At 38.7% G+C, this 19,689-nt stretch carries 10 protein-coding genes, 1 tRNA gene and 1 pseudogene; 8 read left to right on the top strand and 4 right to left on the bottom strand.

Features of this window, described 5'->3' with window-relative positions; genetic code table 11:
- Window positions 1-11 precede the first annotated feature (11 nt).
- From CJ239_RS08385 to murT, 3 genes are all read right to left on the bottom strand, one after another.
- Complete coding sequence (locus tag CJ239_RS08385; RefSeq protein ID WP_102211228.1) at window positions 12-1,094, bottom strand: Xaa-Pro peptidase family protein; 1,083 nt, start codon at window positions 1,092-1,094, stop codon at window positions 12-14.
- A gap of 127 nt (window positions 1,095-1,221) precedes the next feature.
- Window positions 1,222-2,004 (bottom strand): lipid II isoglutaminyl synthase subunit GatD, encoded by a 783-nt coding sequence (gatD, locus tag CJ239_RS08380; RefSeq protein WP_000263194.1) that lies wholly within the window; start codon window positions 2,002-2,004, stop codon window positions 1,222-1,224.
- Entirely contained in the window at window positions 2,004-3,347 is a 1,344-nt protein-coding gene (gene murT / locus CJ239_RS08375; protein ID WP_102211227.1) for a lipid II isoglutaminyl synthase subunit MurT, read from the bottom strand. Before murT ends, gatD begins: the two co-directional genes overlap by 1 nt.
- Before the next feature lie 46 nt (window positions 3,348-3,393).
- Here murT and CJ239_RS12245 point away from each other — a divergent pair, with 46 nt between their 5' ends.
- A complete protein-coding gene (locus tag CJ239_RS12245) occupies window positions 3,394-3,519 on the top strand; it encodes a hypothetical protein (RefSeq protein ID WP_257994513.1) in 126 nt (41 codons plus the stop codon).
- 79 nt (window positions 3,520-3,598) lie between these two features.
- On the opposite strand, the gene CJ239_RS08370 is transcribed toward CJ239_RS12245, so the two are convergent.
- A complete protein-coding gene (locus CJ239_RS08370) occupies window positions 3,599-4,915 on the bottom strand; it encodes an FAD-containing oxidoreductase (RefSeq protein ID WP_102211226.1) in 1,317 nt (438 codons plus the stop codon).
- 328 nt (window positions 4,916-5,243) lie between these two features.
- Here CJ239_RS08370 and CJ239_RS08365 point away from each other — a divergent pair, with 328 nt between their 5' ends.
- From CJ239_RS08365 to CJ239_RS08325, 7 genes and pseudogenes are all read left to right on the top strand, one after another.
- Window positions 5,244-6,818: a DEAD/DEAH box helicase gene (locus CJ239_RS08365; protein ID WP_102211225.1), complete on the top strand. Its 1,575-nt coding sequence runs from the start codon at window positions 5,244-5,246 to the stop codon at window positions 6,816-6,818.
- Between the two features lie 256 nt (window positions 6,819-7,074).
- A complete protein-coding gene (gene codY / locus CJ239_RS08355) occupies window positions 7,075-7,863 on the top strand; it encodes a GTP-sensing pleiotropic transcriptional regulator CodY (RefSeq protein WP_102211224.1) in 789 nt (262 codons plus the stop codon).
- A complete protein-coding gene (locus CJ239_RS08350; RefSeq protein ID WP_102211223.1) occupies window positions 7,863-8,438 on the top strand; it encodes a cysteine hydrolase family protein in 576 nt (191 codons plus the stop codon). The genes codY and CJ239_RS08350 overlap by 1 nt, the downstream gene beginning before the upstream one ends.
- An 81-nt stretch (window positions 8,439-8,519) precedes the next feature.
- Window positions 8,520-8,605, top strand: a tRNA-Leu gene (locus CJ239_RS08345).
- A gap of 208 nt (window positions 8,606-8,813) precedes the next feature.
- Window positions 8,814-9,728 (top strand): Rpn family recombination-promoting nuclease/putative transposase, encoded by a 915-nt coding sequence (locus tag CJ239_RS08340; RefSeq protein ID WP_102211222.1) that lies wholly within the window; start codon window positions 8,814-8,816, stop codon window positions 9,726-9,728.
- Window positions 9,729-10,154 (top strand): annotated as a pseudogene (locus CJ239_RS08335) (hypothetical protein); the annotation flags it as partial.
- A 479-nt stretch (window positions 10,155-10,633) separates the two neighbouring features.
- A partial coding sequence (locus tag CJ239_RS08325; RefSeq protein ID WP_142367004.1) for a YSIRK-type signal peptide-containing protein occupies window positions 10,634-19,689 on the top strand: 9,056 nt, incomplete at its 3' end.

Raw genomic sequence — 19,689 nt, 5'->3', positions numbered from 1 at the left:
AAATAATACCATTAATCAAAATACAGCAAGTCTTTGCTGGTGTTTGTAAAGAGGTCAAAGCCATCCTTGGTAACAACACCGCAGTCTTCAATACGGACACCGACTTTACCAGGGATATAGATACCTGGTTCAACAGAGAAGCACATGCCTTCTTCGATGATCATGTCGTTTCCTTCCATGATAGATGGGAATTCGTGGACATCCATACCGATACCGTGACCGAGACGGTGGTTGAAGTACTCGCCGTAACCAGCTTTTTCGATGACCTCACGGGCAGCACGATCCACTTCATGAGCAGTTACACCTGGCTTGATAAAGTCAAGAGCAGCTTGTTGGGCTTCAAGGGTCAAGTTATAAATGTCTTTCTTGAATTGGTCAGGTTTGCCGACTGCGACTGTACGAGTCATATCTGACGCATAGCCGTTGACTAGAACACCCAGGTCAAAGAGGAGAAGAGCGTTATTTTCAACCTTGTTTGCTGCTGGGATACCGTGTGGATTTGCAGCATTATTACCAGTCAAGACCATGGTATCAAAACTCATTTCATAGCCCTCACGTTTCATGGCAAAGTCAATTTGGGCGATGATATCTGTCTCAGTCTTATCAAGAGAAATATTGTCAAAACCAATCTTAACTGCCTTGTCAGCATAGAGACCTGCAACCATCATTTTTTGCACTTCGTCAGCTGATTTGATGAGGCGCATGCGTTGGATGCGAGGAGTGAGGTTTTCAAACTCAGCAGTTTCAAAAACTGTTTTCAAGCCATGGTATTTGGTCAAGATAAGATTGTCAAATTCAACGGCTACACGTTTGAAGTCAAGTTGTGGAAGAGCATCTTTCATTTTTTGCCATGGATTTTCAGAATCCACATAGCCCACAACTGGGAAGGAAACAGTGCTACTTGCACGCTCAACCTCAAGGGCTGGGACAAAGAGGAGAGGTTCCTGATCCGCTAGGACAAAAAGGAACATTTGGCGTTCATGGGGGTCACTGTAAAAGCCAGTGAGGTAATTGATTGTGACGGGGTCAGATACGACAGCGACGTCTAGTTTTTCTGATTCAAGATATGTTACGATTTGTTGTAATTTAGACATATGCTACCTTCTTTCTACCCCTCTATTTTGGCAAAAAAAGAGAGAAAATGCAAGGGAGAAGGGTAAAAGAAAAGACAAAAAGAACTCCGACAAGATAGCGGAGTTCTTTAATCTAGTTTTCCTTAGTTTAAGAAAAGTCAGCCTTGCTTTTGACGTCGCTATATTCTTCAGCAATTTCTTGGCTGAGAATATCCTCGTAGGCAGGGAGTTGGATATCTTGACCATATTTCTTCTTGAGGGCAGTTGTGACTAGGCGATAAGCTAGATTGGCATTGCGAGAAAGGATAGGTCCGTGGAAATAGGAACCAAAGACATTCTTATAATGAACCCCTTCGCCGACTTTTTCTTCGTTGTTTCCATTTCCATAGACAACCTGTCCCAGTGGTTTTTGGTCGTCTGAGAGGAAGGTACGACCCTGGTGATTTTCAAAACCATAATAGGTTTCATCGAAATCTTCATTGTGAATCTTGATATCACCGATAAAGCGGTTATTGGTCTGGTTGAGGGTGTAGTGACCCATAACCCCTAGCCCTTCGATGCGTTTCCCTGAAGCTTCAACATAATATTGGCCCAATAGTTGGAAACCACCGCAGATAGCGAGAACTACACCGTCATTTTGGATGTAGTTGTCAATACTCTCTTTTTTAGCAGGAAGGTCGTCTGCAATAATACTTTGTTCAAAGTCTTGACCGCCACCGAAAAAGGCGATGTCGTAGTGATTTTCGTCAAAGTCATCATGGAGAGAAACGATGTCAACCGTCACATGGGCTCCCAGTTTTTCAGCCACATACTTGAGCATGAGGATGTTTCCATTGTCCCCATAGGTATTCATGAGATTTCCGTAGAGGTGAGCAATGTTGAGCTGATAAGGGTAATTGCCATCTTTTGAGGAAAGTGAAGTATAAACCATTAGTTCATCTCCTTTCTAACAATCTGACGACTAGCCAGCAGTTCGCGGAATTCCAGCATAGCAGTATAGGTAGCTAGGATATAGGCATGCTTGCAGTCTTGGTTCTCAATGGTCTTGAGAACTTGCTCCAGATTGCTTGTTTCAGTGATTTTCTCAGCTGGATAGCCTGTCACTCGGAGACGACGTGCAATTTCAGAATGGCGAACACCGCCAGCGTTGATTTCAGGAATGTCCATCTCAGTGATTTGTTCAAAATCAGCATCCCAAATCCAGCTAGTATCAATTCCGTCCGCATAGTTGGCATTAAGGAGAACAGATAGGCTAAATGGATAAGGCGCTAGTTTAATCATTTCGATAGCTTGAGTTGCACCGACTGGATTTTTAATCAAGACGAGGGTACATTCCTTGTCACCGATATGGAAGGTTTCCTGACGACCAAAGACAGCACGGCTCTTATCAAATCCCTGCTTGATGAGTTGTGAATCGGCACCGAGGAAACGGGCGATAGCCACAGCAGCTAGAGCGTTATAGATATTGTAGAGTCCACCGATTTGGATACCGTATTCTTGGCCGTCTATGACAAAGCGAGAGTGATTGTTGGTCAACTCAACCAGTTCTGTCAAGCGATAGTCTAAATCAGGACGTTTACATCCACAGCCTTCACAGATATAGGCACCCAAGTTTGCATAGGTATTGTGCTCGTATTTGAGGATGCCTTGACAGTCAGGGCAGAGGATTCCTTCGGTATTATAGTGAGCCAGTTTGGCTGGCCCTTTTTCTAAGTCAAAACCAAAATACTCTACAGGATTTGGAATAGCTGGCTTGTAGAAAAGTGGACTGTCTCCATTAAGAAGAACAGTAGCCGTGGGCACCTTACGGATGGCATCCAAAATCATCTTGTAAGTTGTGTAAATCTCGCCATAGCGGTCCATCTGGTCACGGAAGATATTAGTGATAACAAATAGGCTTGGCTGGATATAGTCACAGATACGAGATAGACTGGCCTCGTCGATTTCTAGGACGGCAATATTTTTCCCAGTTTTAGAAGATTTGGCTGTTAAGAAGGTTGTCGCAATTCCTGTGATCATGTTGGCACCGCTTGGGTTGGTCAGAACTTGACCATAAACCTCTTTTAAAATGCCGACAGTGAGGGCAGTTGTCAAGGTTTTTCCGTTGGTTCCAGTGATCACAACAATCTCGTAGTTCTTAGCTAAATTTTGTAAAATATCTTTATCAAATTGAAGGGCAAGTTTTCCTGGGAGCGTACTTCCACGGCCAAGACGGCTTAAAATGAAGTGGGAAGAACGCCCAGCAAGAAGGCCCAAAGTAGTTTTTAATTTCATGTTTCTATTATATCATAAAAGAGGGAAAAGACAGATTTGATACTCAATGAAAATCAAAGAGCAAACTAGGAAGCTAGCCGCAGGTTGCTCAAAGTACTGCTTTGAGGTTGTAGATAAGACTGACGAAGTCAGTCACATATATATACGGCAAGGTGAAGCTGACGTAGTTTGAAGAGATTTTCGAAGAGTATGAGATTTCGCAGAAATGAAAACAGCCCTCAGAGGGCTGTTCGATACGATTAAATCTCAACTTAAATCGCAAACAAGTCATTCAAGTTCTCAGCCAAGGTTGGGTGAGTGAAGATTTGTTTTGTGAAGTAAGTGTAAGGAATCTTGTTGTCCATAGCAACAGTGATGATGTTGATGATTTCTTGAGAACCTTCTGAGAAGATGCTTGCTCCAAGAATTTCTTTTGTTTCAGTATTCACAACAGCTTTGAAAGCTCCGCGAAGGTCTCCGTTTACGTGACCACGAGGCATTGCTGCAACAGGGATTTCCTTAACAGCGTATGGAAGTTTCAAATCAGCTGCTTGGCTTTCAGTCAAACCAACTTGTGAAAGTGCAGGTGTGATGAACATAGTGTTTGGTACATTGAGACGGTCTTCAAGTGTGTAGCTACCATCTCCAGCAAGGTAGCTGTAGACAACACGGAAGTCATCAAGTGAAATGTAAGTAAATTGAAGGCCACCGTTGACATCTCCAACTGCAAAGACACCAGGAACGTTTGTTTGACAATGTTTGTCTACTTTAATAGCGCCACGTTCAGTTAGTTCAATATCTGTATTTTCAAGTTGAAGTGGTTCTACATTTGGTTTACGTCCAGTTGCGTAGAGAAGGGCATCGAAACGGTAAGTTTCGTTTTCAGTTACGACAAGGACTTGGTCGCCGTCGTTTTTGATTTCAGTAGTACGGATGTTTTGAAGCAATTCAATGCCGTCTTCTTCCATGTATTGTTTAGCAAGAGCTGCGATGGAAGGTTCTGCACGAGGTAGGAAAGTATCCAAGGCATCTAGGACTGTAACCTTGCTTCCAAGTTTGTTGTAAAGACCAGCAAATTCAAGACCGATGTTTCCGCCACCAAGGACTCCAAGTTTTTCAGGCAATTTGTCCAAGTTTTGGATACCTGTTGAGTCAAAGACGTTTTTGCTTGTAGCAAGTCCAGGAATTGGCAAGACGTTTGAAACAGCACCAGTGTTGATGACGATAGTTTCAGCAGTCAGTTCTTGTTTTTCATCACCAGCTTGGATTTCAATGACTTTGTTTGAAAGGAAGTGAGCTTCCGCATCAAATATGTCCACGCCTGTACCAGCAACAGTAGCATAGTTTTTACCGTTGAGGCGACCAGTGATAGTGTTTTTGGTAGTAATCACTTCTTCAAAAGATAAGTCCTTCTCAGCAGCAACTAGCAAAGTTTTAGTTGGGATACAACCAATGTTGATACAAGTTCCACCATACATAGCTTTGCTACGTTCAACGAGGGCAACTTTCTTGCCAGCTGAAGCCAATTTACCTGCTAGTGTTTTACCAGCTTTACCAAATCCGATAACGATTAAATCATAAGTTAACATTTATCTTCCTCCTATTCGCATTTCATTCTAGCACAAGAAAAAAACTTTTGCACAATTCTGCTACGCTTTAAAAAATTTTATGGAAAAGTGGAAATTTTGGCCTCATTTTCTCAGAAAAACCGCTTACATGATTTTATCGACGGATTTAGCTATCTTTTGCTTCTCTCTTGTGTTATACTAGATAGGTTGCAAAGAAAACAGTACTTTTCTTTTGTGGAAAAGAAGCAACACGATTTTGTATCCAGTATATGAAAATACGTCATAAAAAGAAAAGTATAAACTAAGCCCTATAGGGTGGCTTCGCACCACCTTTAGAAAGAAGAAGAACGTGAAATTTAATGAATTAAACTTGTCTGCTGATTTGCTAGCAGAGATTGAAAAAGCTGGTTTTGTAGAAGCCAGTCCTATCCAAGAACAAACTATTCCCTTGGCCCTTGAAGGCAAGGATGTTATCGGTCAAGCTCAGACTGGTACAGGAAAAACTGCAGCCTTTGGCTTGCCAACCCTTGAAAAAATCCGTACAGAAGAAGAAACTATCCAAGCCTTGGTCATCGCTCCAACTCGTGAACTAGCTGTCCAAAGTCAAGAAGAACTCTTCCGCTTTGGTCGCAGTAAGGGAGTCAAAGTCCGTTCAGTATATGGTGGATCAAGCATTGAAAAACAAATTAAGGCTCTTAAATCTGGTGCCCATATCGTGGTGGGAACTCCAGGTCGCCTCTTGGACTTGATTAAACGCAAGGCCTTGAAATTACAAGATATTGAAACGCTTATCCTTGACGAAGCAGATGAAATGCTCAACATGGGCTTCCTTGAAGACATCGAAGCCATCATCTCTCGTGTTCCTGAAAATCGACAAACCTTGCTCTTCTCAGCAACTATGCCAGATGCTATCAAACGTATCGGTGTTCAGTTTATGAAAGAACCTGAGCATGTGAAGATTGCTGCCAAGGAATTGACAACAGAATTAGTTGACCAGTACTATATCCGAGTTAAAGAACAAGAAAAATTTGATACCATGACTCGTCTTATGGATGTGGAACAACCAGAACTTGCTATCGTATTTGGTCGTACAAAACGCCGTGTAGATGAATTGACTCGTGGACTTAAAATCCGTGGCTTCCGTGCAGAAGGAATTCATGGCGACCTAGACCAAAACAAACGTCTTCGTGTCCTTCGTGACTTCAAAAATGGCAATCTCGATGTTTTGGTTGCAACAGACGTGGCAGCACGTGGTTTGGATATCTCAGGTGTGACTCATGTCTATAACTACGATATCCCACAAGATCCTGAAAGTTATGTTCACCGTATAGGTCGTACAGGTCGTGCTGGTAAGTCAGGTCAGTCTATTACCTTCGTTTCACCAAATGAAATGGGCTACCTCCAAATCATTGAGAATTTGACCAAGAAACGCATGAAAGGTCTCAAACCTGCAAGTGCAGAAGAAGCCTTCCAAGCAAAAAAACAAGTGGCTCTTAAGAAAATTGAACGTGATTTTGCAGATGAGACTATCCGTGCCAACTTTGAGAAATTTGGTAAGGATGCTCGTAAGCTAGCTGCCGAATTTACTCCAGAAGAATTGGCAATGTATATTTTGAGTCTGACAGTCCAAGACCCAGATAGCCTTCCAGAAGTGGAGATTGCACGTGAAAAACCACTGCCATTTAAACCATCAGCTAATGGCTTCGGTGGTAAAGCTAAGGGAGGTCGTCGTGGAGATGACCGTCGTGATAATCGCCGAGGAGATAACCGTCGTGGTGGTCGTCGTGATGATTTCAAGAAAGTCAGTCGTGGAGATAATCGTTTTGATAAGGAAAAACGTTACCGTAAGGATAATAAAAAACCACGCACTACTTCAAGCGAAAAGAAAACAGGCTTTGTGATTCGTAACAAGGGCGATAAATAAGAAAAAGCGGTTCAAAATGAATCGCTTTTTTATATAAGGAGACCGAATGGAAAAAGAAAGATAGATAAAATAGTTATATTATCTTTTTGTAATATTATAATACACAAAAATAGGGAGCTTGTCAATAGAAAAGAAGCAATTTAATTAAAAATATTCTTGTTTTTTCAAATTGCAATTAAATAAGCAATTTTCAGATAATAATTGAAAATTCAAGCTGTTTATGTTATAATGATAGCGATTAAATTCGAGGTGAAAAATGGCACATTTATTAGAAAAAACTAGAAAAATTACTTCTATTCTGAAGCGTTCGGAGGAGCAGTTACAGGAAGAACTTCCCTACAATGCGATTACCCGTCAATTGGCAGACATTATTGACTGTAACGCTTGTATCGTCAATAGCAAGGGACGTCTCCTTGGTTATTTTATGCGTTACAAAACCAATACGGATCGTGTAGAGCAGTTCTTCCAAACTAAGATTTTCCCTGATATATATATTCAGGGAGCCAACATGATTTATGATACAGAAGCCAATCTGACAGTTGATCATGATTTGAGTATTTTCCCTGTGGAAAGTCGTTCTGATTTTCCAGATGGTTTGACGACTATTGCACCGATTCATGTATCAGGGATTCGCCTTGGTTCTTTGATTATTTGGCGCAATGATAAAGAATTTGATGACGAGGACTTGATTCTTGTTGAGATTGCCAGTACCGTTGTTGGGATTCAGCTTCTTAACTTCCAACGTGAAGAGGATGAGAAAAATATTCGCCGTCGTACTGCTGTTACCATGGCGGTTAATACCCTTTCTTATTCCGAACTCCGTGCTGTTTCAGCAATTTTAGGGGAGTTAAATGGCAATGAAGGTCAGTTGACTGCGTCAGTGATTGCAGACCGTATCGGAATTACCCGTTCTGTGATTGTCAATGCCCTTCGTAAACTTGAGTCTGCGGGGATTATTGAAAGTCGCTCGCTTGGAATGAAGGGAACCTATCTTAAGGTCTTGATTTCAGATATTTTTGAAGAAGTGAAGAAAAGAGATTACTAATGGCTAAAGCTTTAATTTCGATTGACTATACAGAAGATTTTGTTGCTGACAGTGGTAAATTGACAGCAGGTGTTCCAGCTCAAGCTATTTCGGAAGCCATTAGTAAGGTGACACGGTTAGCTTTTGAACGCGGAGATTATATCTTCTTTACCATTGATGCTCACGAGGAAAACGATTGTTTCCATCCAGAAAGTAAATTATTTCCTCCTCACAATTTGATTGGCACTAGTGGACGGAATTTATACGGAGATTTGGGAACCTTTTATCAAGAGCATGGTTCAGACAGTCGTGTCTTTTGGATGGATAAACGCCATTACTCAGCTTTTTCGGGAACTGACCTGGATATCCGTTTGAGAGAGCGTCGAGTGTCTACCGTTATCTTAACAGGAGTTTTGACCGATATCTGTGTCCTACATACAGCTATAGATGCCTATAATCTAGGATATGATATCGAGATTGTTAAACCAGCTGTTGCTTCCATCTGGCCTGAAAATCACCAATTTGCCCTTGGACATTTCAAAAATACACTTGGAGCTAAGTTAGTAGATGAAAATCTAAATGAAATTTTAGACTAACTTGCTTAGTAAAAATGAAAAAAATCTGAAAAAAGTGTTGACAAGCATCCTAAAAGTTGATATACTAGTAAAGTAATCGACGCGGGGATGGCGGAATTGGCAGACGCGCAGGACTAAGGATCCTGTGACCGCTTTAGGTCGTGAGGGTTCAAGTCCCTCTCTCCGCATAGGACAAGAGTTAGCTTAGGCTAGCTCTTTTGTTTTATAAGGTTTATAATATCTATGGTGGGTGTCCATCGTTTTCAGATAAATAATATCGTTTGAAATTTCTCCTAATTCTATCTACTCTTTCTACTTTTTCCGAATAAATAGATAGAACCATCGAATCTAGTAAATCTAGATTTAAAACTATGGTATAATGAAAGGAGAAGAAATATGACTGTACGTCATCCGGGCATCAGCCCGACCAACGATTTGGTTGCTAAAAAAATCTTTAGCAATCCAGAGATCACTTGTCAATTTATCCGCGATATGCTGGACTTGCCAGCCAAAAATGTGACCATTTTAGAGGGAAGTAATATTCACGTCTTGCCTTCCATGCCGTACTCGGCGCAGGATTTCTATACTAGCATAGATGTCTTGGCGGAGTTAGACAACGGTACGCAAGTTATTATTGAAATTCAAGTTCATCATCAGAATTTTTTCATCAATCGCCTGTGGGCTTACCTGTGCAGTCAGGTCAATCAAAATCTAGAAAAAATTCGCCAACGTGAAGGTGATACTCATCAAAGTTACAAACACATCGCACCAGTATACGCAATCGCTATTGTAGATAGTAATTATTTCCAAGATGATTTAGCCTTTCACAGCTTTAGTATGCGCGAGGATACGACAGGTGAGGTTTTAAGCATAACCAATAATGGACAAGAAAACCATCTAGTCAAGATGGCGTTCTTAGAATTAAAAAAATATAGAGAAACCAGCAAAGACGAGGTTCGTAAGCCATGGTTGGAGTTTTTTGGGAATAAACCCTTTACCCAAGAACCCGAGCGAGCCATCAGTCAGGCAGACCAACTGCTGGACTATAAGAGCTGGTCCGAGGAGGACAGGAAAATGTTTAGTCAACTACGTATGCGAGAAGAACAAGCGCTATTGGCTCATGACTATGCTTTGGAGCAAGCTGAAGAAAAAGGATTAGAACGTGGGAAAGTTGAAGGAAGAGAAGAAGGGAAACTTTTTGCCTTCCTAGATATGGTTCGTCAAGGTATCCTGACACCTGAGATTGCCAGCCAACAGTTAGGTATAACTGTCTCTGAGTTTGAAGAACTATTGAAAGAGCATCGCAAATAAGAACTAAAAAAATACAGAGAAACCAGCAAAGACGAGGTTCGTAAGCCATGGTTGGAGTTTTTTGGGAATAAGCCCTTTACACAGCAACCCGAGCGAGCCATCAGCCAAGCAGATCAACTGCTAGACTACAAGAGCTGGTCCGAGGAGGACAGGAAGATGTTTAGTCAACTACGTATGCGAGAAGAACAAGCCTTGTTAGCACAGGACTATGCTTTGGAAACTGCTAGGGCAGAAGGTATTGAAAAAGGTATCGAACAAGGTTTAGAGCGTGGTATTGAACAAGGACTGGAACGAGGACGAGCAGAGGGTATCGAAGAGGGATTAAAAGTAGGTCTAGTAAATCTCGTTCGCCAAGGTCTTTTGACTTCTGAAGTTGCAAGTCAGCAGTTAGGCATGACTGTCTCTGAGTTTGAGGCACTATTATAAGACCATAACCAATAACGGACAAGAAAACCATCTAGTCAAGATGGCGTTCTTGGAACTAAAAAAATACAGAGAAGCCAGCAAGGATAAGGTTCGCAAGCCATGGTTGGAGTTTTTTGGGAGAAGCTCTTTACCCAATAATAAGCTTTCATCAATCCGCTGTCTATAAAATGTAAGGATAGGCAGTCTACCATTTAAAATAAAATAATGACAGATTTTTCCGAAGCAAAAGGTAAGATCTGTTTTTTATTTATATTAAATTTTTATAACATATGGTCTAAAACAGCAGTATAATAAACCTTGCATATATATATATATATATCAGAAACGCCTTGAAATATAACGATTACAGCGTTTACATCTTTGGTTGATGTTTATGTAAATGCTTGATTTTTTATTTTAAAAGTATTAACATAATATTGAGTCATTTTGTCTCTAAGATTTTAAACTTATTCTACTGAAAGAATAGAAAGGACATATTTATGTTTGGTAAAAAGTGTAATGATAATGGTGAAAAATTATACCGTTATTCTATTCGGAAATACCATTTTGGTGCTGCAAGTGTTGCCGTAGCGGCATTAATGTTTTTCGCTAATGGTGCGGTTAAGGCAGATACTTTACCTGTATCACCTGTTACGGCCAATACTGAAAAGGTAAATGCTGGTGTTACGGGACTGACAGAGGGAGTTCCTCCTAAAGAGAATCTTATAGAGAAATCAAAAGAAGTAGAGAGTGACAAAACACCTGCTGCTCAGAAGCAAGTGGATAAGTCTCCTCTTGTTCAGGCTATTAGTGAACTTCAAGCTGCAATTGCAAAAGTAGACGAGGAAAGTTTATTAAGTCTATCTAATCAACTTTCTCAATTAACCGATGAAAATAAGCGTTTACTTGATGGAGAAGACATTTCTCAGGAAGCGCTTACAAGACAAGTAAGTCGAGTTCAATCTCTTACAGAGCAAGTGCGTCAACTTAAGTCTAAGACTGAGGATAAAACCTCTAACAAGGAAGATAGAGCTGATTCTAAAGCTCAAAATACAAAAGAGCTTAAAGTATCTGATAAAGCTGTGACTCCTACTAATCAGGCTGAAGAAATCAAAGCTGTTCAAAAAGATGAAAATAAAGGGGAAGACACTGCTAATAAAGATAAATTAGAAGCACTTTCTAAAAGTTTAATCACTTACTTAGATACTGCTAAAAAAATTGAACGCCCTGAGACCAAGAAACTCTTGGAGGGAGTAGAAGAAATTGTCCGCTCTGTCGAAAATGGGTTAGCAAATCCGAAATTATCTGCTTCAGAGATAGAAGAGTTAATGAAGCAAGGTAAGCAAGCAGAGAAAAAACTTGTCTTAGCAGTAACTCGTGAAAACTCAGGTAAGCGTGATACTCGAAATGGAAATAAGATGCTTCCAGAATCTTATTTTAGAGCACCTAATACTAGAGAAGGGGCTAATACGGAGTTTGGGAATGCATACACAGCATGGATGATTACAAACGATGACGTTAGAAGATTCCAATCAGCAGGTATTAATGATCCAAACTATCATGGATATAATTATCCAGTAGGGACATTCTTGTATAACTCGAATAATGCTGAAAATAGCCCGATTAACAATAATAATATGCAAGGTCCTCAAAGAATTGCATGGACTAGAAATAGGGTTTATGTACAGGTAAATCGTGTATCAGGGAACGAACAAACAGGTTATGAGTTTAACTGGAAAATTCAATTCAACAATGGTCATGAACCTCACCAAAAACCATTCTACTATTTTACATTGCCTGACGGACATAATTTTAGTAGTTCAGTTGTGTTAAAAGAAAATGAATCACAAATTGCAACAGGAACTATTGAAGATGTATTGGAAAAATCTCAAGGTCTTCTGAATGGTAAAATGGGTACAACTGAAGGCGTTAATGGTGGAGAATATTACAAAGGTACAGGTCTTATTAATGGTCGCCCATATATTCAAGCACCTATTAGAACATTAGAAGATTTTGTTAAGAATTCTACCAACTACTACTTTAATAGAAGTGGTGTAAATGGAGATATTATTCAAAAATCGGATTTCCTATTTGAAAATATTAGAAACTCAACTAAAAACATTATCGCAATTCAGCCTCAAGGAAGAAATCCAGGAGGATTTAACCATTCTTATTCATTCGAATTTACAACACATTCTAATAGTGCAGATGCTCCTTATTATGTTGCAGGTGTGAAGACATATGAAACTACTTTGGGATTAACTCAACACAGAAGTTACTCTCAATGGGGAACATTGAAAGATGCCTATACTATTAAAACAGATTCATTTACGAACGGGGACTTTAAAAAGAAAACTTTCTTAAAAGGAACTCAATTAGGAGCTTTTGAAAATTCTTCATACAGTTTTAATAGTGATGCTGTAAGTACTGTAATGGGAGATAGATTTATTGATGCAGGATTAGTATTAAGAAATAATACTACTGGTCAAGATGAAAGACCTCGAAAAGGAGGATTATTACTAAAAATAACTCCTACAGCAACCATTGATGGTTCTAAGTATTCTCATATTCATAACTTCTATAATTATAATAATCCTAATGACGCTTTAACGAACTCTAAAGATAGAACAAAAGGTGGACATTTAGCTTACTTAGAAGGAACATATAATGGTTCAACGATTAAAATTCCATTCTCATTTAATATTGTAACTCAGTCAGATATTTTTGAGCCTATAAAAAATGAAGCAAAAGAGAATCAAGCTCGAAAAACAACTGATAACTTAGGAAATGCCACAGACTTTATTTCTGGATATAATAATATTTCAAGTAGAATTCCTGATTTGTTTACAAATTGGAATGAAGGGAATTCAGATACATTTAGAAATATATTTAAAGGGAATTCAGATACATTCCCAGGTTCTTCAAATGATATTAAAAACCGTGCCATTAAAAATGTAGAGTGGGCAGATGGAAATAGCAATTTAACAGGTGAAAAAATTGTCCCTGTAAAAGTACGTTATACTCCACAAGGAGCAGCTGCTTATGAGGAAACAAAATATGTAACTCTACCTCGTGAGTTAAACAACTTATCAATTGGACAAGTTTTAACTGAAGCTCAAAAACAAAAAATTATCGAATTAGCGAAAACTACATTTGATGTTGATTCAGCAAGTTTTGATGGAAATACTGCTAAAGTAGGGGTTAAGAAACAAGTTAAAATTACCTACATGGATAATGAGAAGAATGCATTAACAGGAAATAAAGATGATTCCGTTCGTTATGTAGATTTTCATTTTACAAACTTAACAGTTCCAGACTCTAATAAGCCAGTTGTTACAATGAATGGTAGAACATTGACTACAAACGCAGAGGAAAACCAATTTATTATTTATCGTGGAGCTGCATTTAATCCAACATTCAAAGTAACAGATGAGAGTAGAATTGGTAGCTTGATGGTAAGAAACTTACCAAAAGGGGTTTATTTTAATAAAGTTGATAATGTTGATAAAGAGCGTGTAGGAACTACTACTGTTTTAAATCATACAATTTCTGGTGATGATAGTAATAAAGTTGCAGATGATGCTACTTTAGGGGAACAAATTGCATCAGTTGAAGCTTCTGACCAATATGGTAATAGAGAAACATATAAATTTAAATATCGTATTGTAGATATTCAAGCAAAAAATAGTACGACAGAAAATCGTACTGTTGGAAGTGAATTAGGAAATTCTCGTAATTACTTTAAAGTAGCAGAAAGTAATACTGTAAATAATACTGTAAATAATGATAAGTACTATCCAGAAAATATTCAGTTTAAATGGAATGAATTTGATTTTATTAGATTTACTGAGGTTCCCGATAATACGAAATTAAACGAATTAGGAACTATTACTAAGTATATTGCTACGGCTGTATTCCCTAGTACTGTAAATACAAAATCAATAGGTGGAGTAAATTATACAATTTATACACCTACTAAAAAAGCTGTACCAATGACGTTTAATGTGACGGATACTGTCGCTCCTACTGTTAAAATGACAAATCCGAATAATACTGATTATACACTGGGAGGTTCTGAAAATGGAGTTCCAGAGATAGAGGTATTTAGAGGAGCAACTTTAAATATTCCATTAAAAATGCATGATAATAATGTGCATGGAAAAATTAATATTAAGCAAATTAGTGGATTGCCTGCTGGGGTTACCTTAAAAGACGGAAATACTGTTATAAATAATGGAAATACTCTTTCAAAAAATAGTGGTTCAGAAACAAATCCTGCGACTGCTACTATTACGGGTAAAGTGGCTCCTAATGCTACATTAGGAACAAATGTTGTTACCTTAAAAGTTTCAGATGATGCAACAGGAAATGTAGATAGAGGAAATCAAGCTACACTTAAATTCAAAGTTAAAACATATGATTTAGCTTTTGAAGATAGAGGTACACGAGTTGACGATAATACTCGTTCAGATGTATTAGGATTAAATACTCAAAGCTTAGATCCAAATCATTATTTAGCAATTACTGATGGAAGAAATGTAACGAATGATTGGGGTAGTGGAATGGTATTCCGCTATCTAAAAGATAATAGAGAAATTAGAGAACATGTTTCTTTTGACAAGATTGGAAAACATTCAGTTAAGGCAAGAGCTTATTTCCCTAATAGTAAAACTTCTACACAAGGATTACCAACAAATCCGCCAGGATTAACAGGGGATACTGCTTCTACTAATGGAAGAGGATTTTTAGAAAAAACAATTGAGTTTAATGTGAAGCCAAATGCGCCAACAATAGCTCAACCTCAATTCTATGGTACAGCAAGTTCAAAACCAACAGTAACCGTAGAAGGTCTTCCAACAAGTGCTCAATTACAAAATGGAGCAACTGTGACTGTTGAGCTCTATCAAGGAACTACTAGAGTCGCTAGCAAGATTGTAACAGATAGAAGTGGAACGACAACTTTATCAGCAGAGAACTTTACAACTAACTTAACAGAAGGACAACAAGTTTATGCAGTAGTAAAAGTTAGTGGAGGACAAGGTACAACAGCTTATTCTGTAAATTCTGATAATAGTGAAAATAGAAACGTTACAGGAAGAAGCACACTTTCAAACTTAGCATCTAATAAATTAGTCGTTCAAGTTCAAGATTTGACGAATAATCGTAGAGGAACTCTTTCTGAGGCTGAAAAAAATACGATTAAGCAAGCAATTTTTGAAGCAAATAAAAATGGAGTATTAAGAGGAAAACAAGCTTCTGATATTACTATTTCGGATACTGGATTAATTACTGCATTAGATAAAGACAATAAGATTGCAGAATTACAAATTAATCCGAGAACTAATGTCGTTACTCGATTTGCATATATTCGTGATGATTACAATATTACGTATACGAATAATGGAAAACCTGCAAACCGTTCAACAGATCCAGGGTTTGAATGGAGTCAGGACAGAAAATCATTAATTTATAAATTTGATGCAACGAGTGGTGTTGCTCTACAAACAAATGAAGTTTTAAAAACTATTACCGCTACTCCAAAAAATAGTCAAGGACAACCATCCCTAACGACTGTTACAGGGAATGATAAAGCATTAGGAGAAGCAAATTCTAATGGTTTCAGCAGAAACGCGTCTACTGGATATTTTAGTAAAAATGGAGTAGGAGTTAACGTATTAGATTTAGTAAATCCAACATCATATGGTGGTGGAGGAAATGTTGATAATACTACGAATAAGCTTGTTGAGAATAATCGTACAGATATCAATAATAGAAATATTGTTGGTACTACTCTAGGAAGCGATAGTATTTCAGCTGCAAATAGTGCCAATGCAATTCCTTTAACTAATGTTGTTAAAGGGCAAAATGGTAGTTCATTAGTTGTGAAAAAACAATTGTATCTAATGCCGAAATATACAAATGATCAGTTATTACAAGATCGTGGAAATACAAATGCTAATAACACAAATGTCATTAATGTATACTTTGTGCCAGTAGATCCAACAGCTCCTCAAGTTGAACGTTCAACTTTAAATACTTTAGCGACTACAAGTGCTCAAGCAGGCCGTCTAGCAGATAATACTTCTTTTGCTAGCTTAGCCAAAGTGACAGATAACTACGATAAGGATGATGTAACAAATCCTTCAAGTAATACTGTTCGTAATAAATTAAACATGTGGGTTAAGAAAGGTGACACTAAAGTACAGATTGTCGCAAATGGTGTTGAGAACACAGCTGTTATTAATAGCTTGAAAAAAGAAATCGATCCAGCCACATATGAAGTAATTGCTAAAACAACCGATGCTTCTGGTAATAAGAGTCATGAGGATAATAGCGATGGTGCAAAACTTGGATTCTTCAAGGTGGGTTATGACTTAGTTGCACATGAAACTATCAATGTTAAACAAGGGGAACGTTTAACACAAGATGAGTTAAATAAATTAATTCAAGTTCAAGAAGGAAATACGCTTCAAAATTTACCACAAGGTGCAACTGTCACAGCTGCTCTCGAAACTAGCAGTATAAGAAGTGGAAGCGAAGAAATAAAAACTGTAGAAGCAACGGTTGATTTTGGTCAAGGTAGAACTAAGAAACTGAATATTAGATACAGAGTGCTTCGAACTTTCCCTATTGCTAATCTTGTTTACGATTTCTACAGACAACCTCGTAATGATAACGAACTAAGTTATTACACGAATACAGGATTACCACAAGGTATGAGCTGGTATGTTAAAAAAGGAACACAAACTACTAATCACGGACGAATCCAAGAGCTTCTCAGAGCAGATGGACTTGGAACAACTGAATATACCTTTGGTGCTAAATATAATGCTGGTCGATTTACAAATAGGCCTGAAGATGATGACAAATTAAAACATGAGGGTAGACTTGTCCACAAAGTTTTCGATGTAATGCTTAATCCGACTAAGGTTACGGTTGATCAAGGAGCAAGTTTGTCTGACCAACAAGCGAGAGATGCAGTAATCAAGGTAGCTAATTCAGAAAACTTGCCAGAAGGAACAACTTATGAATGGGTTAATGCTAGTGGAGTAAGAGAAAATGCAAGGGCAACAACTTCAGGAGAACAGACGTTCCATGTCAAGATAACCTTGCCGAAGTCACAGGTTACAGGTTCTGATCTTCCAGGGGCAACTCAAGTTCAACCAAGTAAGATAATTCCAGTAACTGTAAATGTAACACCTCCAAAACCAACATTTGACACTGCTCCAGTGACTTCAACTTCACGTACGATTACAGGTACATTGGGAGGATTGAATGCTTCTGCTGGTAAAGCAGTAGTCAGAGTTGCGCTGAATGATGGAAGTGGTCGCGTATTAACAAGCGAAAACAATGGCGGAGTAACTATCAACGGTAATACATGGACGGCAACTCTTCCTGATGATGTCAAACTTCGTCAGTCTGTTCAAAAAAATGGTGAAAACGTTAAACCAGCAAATCTAACAGTAACAACAACTATAGCAGGTACTCAATTGAGCAGGCAGGGAGATGATAAGGTTGTTCAAATGGGAAGTTATGCTATAACTCCTGCCATAGCTGGTAGCAAACATATTGATTTCACTGTTCCACATGATGCTAAACGAGTTGAATTACGATTCCATAATAATCAAGAAACAGGGGATAAATCAAACAGTATTGTACTTGTTCGTGGAACGGATGGATGGCATACAGAAGCAACAAGAACTAATTCAGCAACAGTGACGAATGCAAATGGATATGTCAGAACAATTACTTCTATTCCAAGCACTACTAATCCAGCAGAAAATAATATTCGTATTGCTCTAAATGAACAAAGCGGAACGGCAAAACTTCATATTAAAGAAGAAAATGCAAACGGAGATAACACTGATTCCTATAATAAAGGGTTAGGACTTCGTGTCTACACTCAACCAGACGCAGGACAAGAGCCAGCTGCGACAGGTAAGTGGAAAGTTGCTAGTGTGACGAATACTAAGCCTACACTATCTTATAAAGGATCAGAAGCAAGTAGCGAAACAGCACGTAAAGTCTTCCCATCAGGAACAAGTATCACTAAAGCTATGCTAGAAAATCTAGTAACTGTTGGAGATACAGAAGATAAAGCTACAAATGAAACTGACAAACCGTACGGCACACCTACAGTAAACATTGTTTCTGGATTAAAAGAAACACCTGGAAAAGCAACTCCAGCTGGACGTTATACAGCAGTTCTTAAGGCGGTTGACAGTCAAGGTAAAGAAAGTGACCCGTTGACCGTGTATGTGGGAGTGGTGTCTACGGATGTTAAATACCAACCAAAAGTAGGCGGGGAAACGAAAGGCACACCAATTACGATTGATGTTCCATCAGGAGCGCATCACCAAGGTGAAACCATCCCATACACACCAAAAGAAATCACAGTTGGAGATAAAGTGTATGTGCCAGCTGAAGACGGTAACAAGACTGTTACATTGACAGACAAACCACAAACTGTAGAAGTAGCCTATAAAGAAAAAGATGCTTCAACAGAAGTGAAATACCAACCAAAAGTAGGCGGGGAAACGAAAGGCACACCAATTACGATTGATGTTCCATCAGGAGCGCATCACCAAGGTGAAACCATCCCATACACACCAAAAGAAATCACAGTTGGAGATAAAGTGTATGTGCCAGCTGAAGACGGTAACAAGACTGTTACATTGACAGACAAACCACAAACTGTAGAAGTAACGTACGTAGAAAAACCATCTACATCAACTCCAACATTTACGGTAGGAATACAAAATCCACAAACAGGAAATGTTGAAGTAACAGTTGATGGGATTCCTGAAGGTACTAAAGTTAAATTACCAGGTATTGCTAGCGAAAAAGTTGTAACTGGAGGAAAAGTAGAGTTAACTCATAACGAGTTACCTGTAAATCCAACAACAGGAAGAGGAATTGCCCAAGAAGATGGTAAACTTCCAAAAGAAGGAACTAGTGATATTACAATTCCTGGTAAATTAACTAGCGCTAAAGGTGAACCAGCAAGAGAATTTGAAGTAACAATTCCACTACCAATTGTAGTTCCAGATCCAGAACACTTAACACCGAAAGAAATAGAAAAATTGGTGGATAAAGTTAAAGAATCTAATCCAAATACAATTGTGACTGCGGATGATAAGGGTAATGTTACCGTTACAGATAAAACAACTGGTGATTCAGTACTAATCCCAGCCAAAGATTTAACTGTTAAAGACTTCGAACTAGTGAAACCAACCGACAAAGTTCCAGTCAAAGACACAGCCCACTTAACTCCAGAAGAGAAAAAACAAGTGGCAGACAAAGTCAAAGACAAGAACCCAGGTAAGGAAGTAACAGTAGGCGACGACGGAACAGCAACAGTGACAGATCCAACAACAGGAATCAGTCATACAATTCCAGGAACAGAGCTAGTAAACCAAGACTTCGAACTAGTGAAACCAACCGACAAAGTTCCAGTCAAAGACACAGCCCACTTAACTCCAGAAGAGAAGAAACAAGTGGCAGATAAAGTCAAAGACAAGAACCCAGGTAAGGAAGTAACAGTAGGCGACGATGG

This window comes from Streptococcus sp. UMB0029, from assembly GCF_002871495.1.
In the GTDB taxonomy this organism is placed as follows: Bacteria; Bacillota; Bacilli; order Lactobacillales; family Streptococcaceae; genus Streptococcus.
This window is presented reverse-complemented; position numbering and strand designations above follow the sequence as displayed.